The 3729-nt window shown below is 40.7% G+C and carries 1 protein-coding gene and 1 pseudogene; both read right to left on the minus strand.

All coding sequences use genetic code 11. The annotated features are described in order from the left end of the window. On the minus strand, nucleotides 1-2023 hold a 2023-nt coding region (locus ACFIL8_RS08265; RefSeq protein ID WP_375689388.1), incomplete at its 3' end, for a DUF6990 domain-containing protein. A gap of 764 nt (nucleotides 2024-2787) precedes the next feature. Then, nucleotides 2788-3729: pseudogene (locus tag ACFIL8_RS08270) on the minus strand (DUF637 domain-containing protein); the annotation flags it as partial.

Below are 3729 nucleotides of genomic sequence, written 5' to 3' on the forward strand. Positions count from 1 at the left end.
CGTTATAAAGAATATCTACTTCACGATCAGCCAATTGATAGCTTGCCATATGGTCATTCTCATTGATTTTCTCGGTTAACCAGCCTAAGCTTTTTAAAAGTGCATGAGCACTTTCCATGGTAAGATGATCATCAGTGTCATCCGCTTCCTCTGTCGCCTCAACAGCAATAGTTTTGGAAGCAACAGATGCTGTTTGCGGATCCAAGCTTAAAATCGGAGCATTTTTAGGAAAACCTGCTCGATAACACCGTGCAAGCGTAAGAGCATTGTCGATTATGTACTTCGTGACACCCTTCACAAAACCTAAAGAATTTCCCTTTCTAAAATTCTCCTTGTAAGATTTGAGCTTTTCAACATCCCCAATAAGAATAAGCCCAATAAAATGGTGCATTATAAGATCATATTCACTGTTTGTTGGCAAAGCTGCATAATCATAAATGATTTGATTAATATTTTGCCGATCAGCCCATTCAAGAATATCCGCACTGATCTGTTTCACCTTGTCTTCAGCCAATTCAGTACTAGAAACTGTATAAACTTCTTCTACTTCTTTGAGGGCTATATATTGAGGCATATTATAGAAAATCTCTTTATGAGCAGAGGAAAAGCCAAGTGTTGAAAGGGAAGCCTTAAATGCAACAATCGGCTCTTCTTCATCACTTTGAAGGTTATACATTATATTGATGATACGGTCTTTACTTATAAAATAAGCATTGCGATTGTAGTCTTTATCACGATAAACTGTCCACCCCATTTCTTTTAATTGCTCTGCAACTTTATTGAAAGTAATCAAAACTTGTGGACTAAGATGTGCTTCTGCTGCCTCTCGCTCATTAAGGATTTTCAGATGTTTTTCAGCAAATTTAACGGCATGGTTAACATACCCCTCCAGTTCTTTATCAAGATTTTGCAAATGGTCAGGTAGCTTACCCTCTGCGATAGAATCTTGATAGGATTTTAGGACATCAATTTGACCTTTCAATGCTAAACAAGCCAAATGCCAAATCACAGCTGGATAATAGCTATATTTTTGGATAAGCGTTTTGCTTTCTATTGATGCTTGTAAATCTTGGGCACGTGCCCATTGCATTATCCGCTCAGAGATTTTTGTCAACTCTTGCTCATTCAATATCTCTATACAAATATCAATTCCTTTATCAACCCCACGAAAATTCTCCCCTCCAATCGTATTAAAAGATCGATAAATATCCATAGGTTGTACAAGATTACGTTGTCCACAAAAATGAATATACAAGCAAGCCAAAGAAATCTCTTCATTAGATATTTCAGCTTCGAGATGAACATTATACTGATCATAGAGATGTACAAAGCCAAAATCTAACTTAATAAAACGATCCGGCAAAACCAACCACATTTTCCCAAGCTCTGTGGCAAACCACCCTTGAATTTTAAAAATGCGAGTTGCTGCTGTAAGACTCATCGACCACTGTTTAGGTTTTTTACGCGCTAAAATGTCATCTAACTCCCCGTTTTTATAAGCTTGCGCAAAAAGAATGAGGCGCTCAATCCACCCTATTGTTTTGTAATCTGCAAATTCTGGTACATGTAATTGGGGTGTAAATTTAGAACTTTTTAAAGCATCAATATCACCAAGTAATGCTTCTGCAACAGCAGAATGATTAGCTGCTTTTTCACGTAATTTTTGTTCAATATCTTGTGCTTGCGCCCAAGCGATAACCCTATTTAAAGATTCCTTAACATGGCTTTCTGAAAGATCTGAAGCTGTAACATCGAAATCCTCTTTCTCAGAAAACAGCGTATCTTCATACTTATCCTGTGATACTTCACCACTAGCATATTCCCAAGCAAGGCAATAAGCAGCAGTGGTAAGATTAGCCGATAGCCGAAACTTTCCCCCATCATCTCCATAATCTACAACATCATAACTAATGCCTACAATGCGATCGGGAAGATGATAATGCGCAAACATACTAGCATCTTCAGCACGATAAGGTTCCCAGCCAAGCGTTTTTAACATCTCTGTTACGTTTTTGGTCTGCATCGCTATTCACTTTCATTCAAAAAGTCCTGGATAATGAAAAACGTTAATGTCGGTTTTGTCTAACTTATTACTCAATTGTTCTTTAACCCATTTTTTACTAGCTTGGTTTAATTCTTTATCACTTCCTTTAAAATCTTTGAACGATTCTTGATATGCCTCTAATAACTATTTGTTATCTTTAAAAAAATTATAAATTTTCCTTTTGTGGACTCAGCATTTCTTTTTTTATATGCTTCTTTCAAAATCTTTTAGTTTTCACTTAATTTAGCATTCTTTCCCGTTTTTACTTCTCCAATGTTTATTTTACCATCCTTTATATAAACAAATTCCGCACGAAATTTTACTACCCCTTACCCGTCTTAGTTTTGAATACTATTTCTGTCTCGCATACTATACATCCTTCATCATTTAATTCTTGTTTTTTTCATCGCGTTTTTTATCATGATGCTTCCTGACTTGTTCAAATATATTACCCATTCCATCATTATTGTTTTGTGTTTCTTTATTGTTTCGGTTTTTTGTCTTATTTTTACTTTCCTTCTGAGAAGCTTTGTTTTTTTCTTCTTTGTGACTTTAGTTTGTTTTTTCGCTGTCTTCTTCTGCATTTTTCGATGCAAACAAATAGCCAAGGAAATCCGTTATAGCCGTCCCATTACTAGAGGATCCAATAAAATAGTTGCTCCGCCAGCCATAAAAAGAGACAGAGCCGCCAACTCTTCTAGTGTAAGCGACACAATGAATGCTGTTAATGCTGCTACCGCAGGAAGAAAATTATTCTCCGCAGCATTACCAGCGGCATCAGCGCCGGCATCAACATCGCCACCGGCAATGGCAGCGGCAACACCCCCCCGCAGCCCGTGCAACATCAATGGTGTGGTCTCTAAAGTCAGCAAACTGCGCATCAATCTTTGCGTTTATACGCGCTTCCTCTTCCGCAGTTGGGGTGCGACCGTTTAGGTCCCCCATTTCCTCTTTCACAATGCCTTGCACCCACAATTGAAACTGGAGCATGGCTGTGGCTTCATCCACAGCCCCCCCCCCACAGCACCGGCAGAGCAAGCACCGCTCGCAACCGCGCCTTTTAAACAGCCAAGACCGGCATGGGCAACGATCTGCGTGACCGTGTCTATTTTGCCTTCTGCCTTGGCGGTACCGATTTCTTCTGCCAACGATTTGCCAACCGTATCAGACAGGGCGATGCGCAGATTGTTAAAAAAGTTCTTGTCAAGAGAGCCACCCTCAAGAGCCGTTTGAACGCCTGTGCCAATGGCGGCTTTGATCAGGTTCTTTTCCGCTTCACTGGCGATACGATCGACAAAAGGAGCGGTTTTTGGCAAAGATTGTCCAACACCTGCCATTTCCGTTATTTGGCTGGTTAAGCCCGCTGTCAACATCGATGAGACAATGCTGAGAACATTCTTGGAAGAACCTAACTCATGCAAGGCGCCGGCAATATTGCCGCGATTATTGACAAAAGCCACAGCGCTTTTGTTAATCAGCGCTTGGACACCTGCCTGTATCCCTGCATTCATGGCGGTGCTCGAGCCAAGCCCCAAAGCACCGGTAATGGCACTAGCAGCGCCCGAGGCTGCTCCGCCTGTAACCGCCGTGACAGCCAATGCCACGGATAGCCGCACCGGCTTCTGTCAGCCCTTGGGCTTTATAATCCCAGTCTTTAAATTCAGCCTTAACTGCTTGCCAATCAA

The organism is Bartonella sp. AP57NXGY (genome assembly GCF_042195805.1).
Taxonomy (GTDB): domain Bacteria; phylum Pseudomonadota; class Alphaproteobacteria; order Rhizobiales; family Rhizobiaceae; genus Bartonella.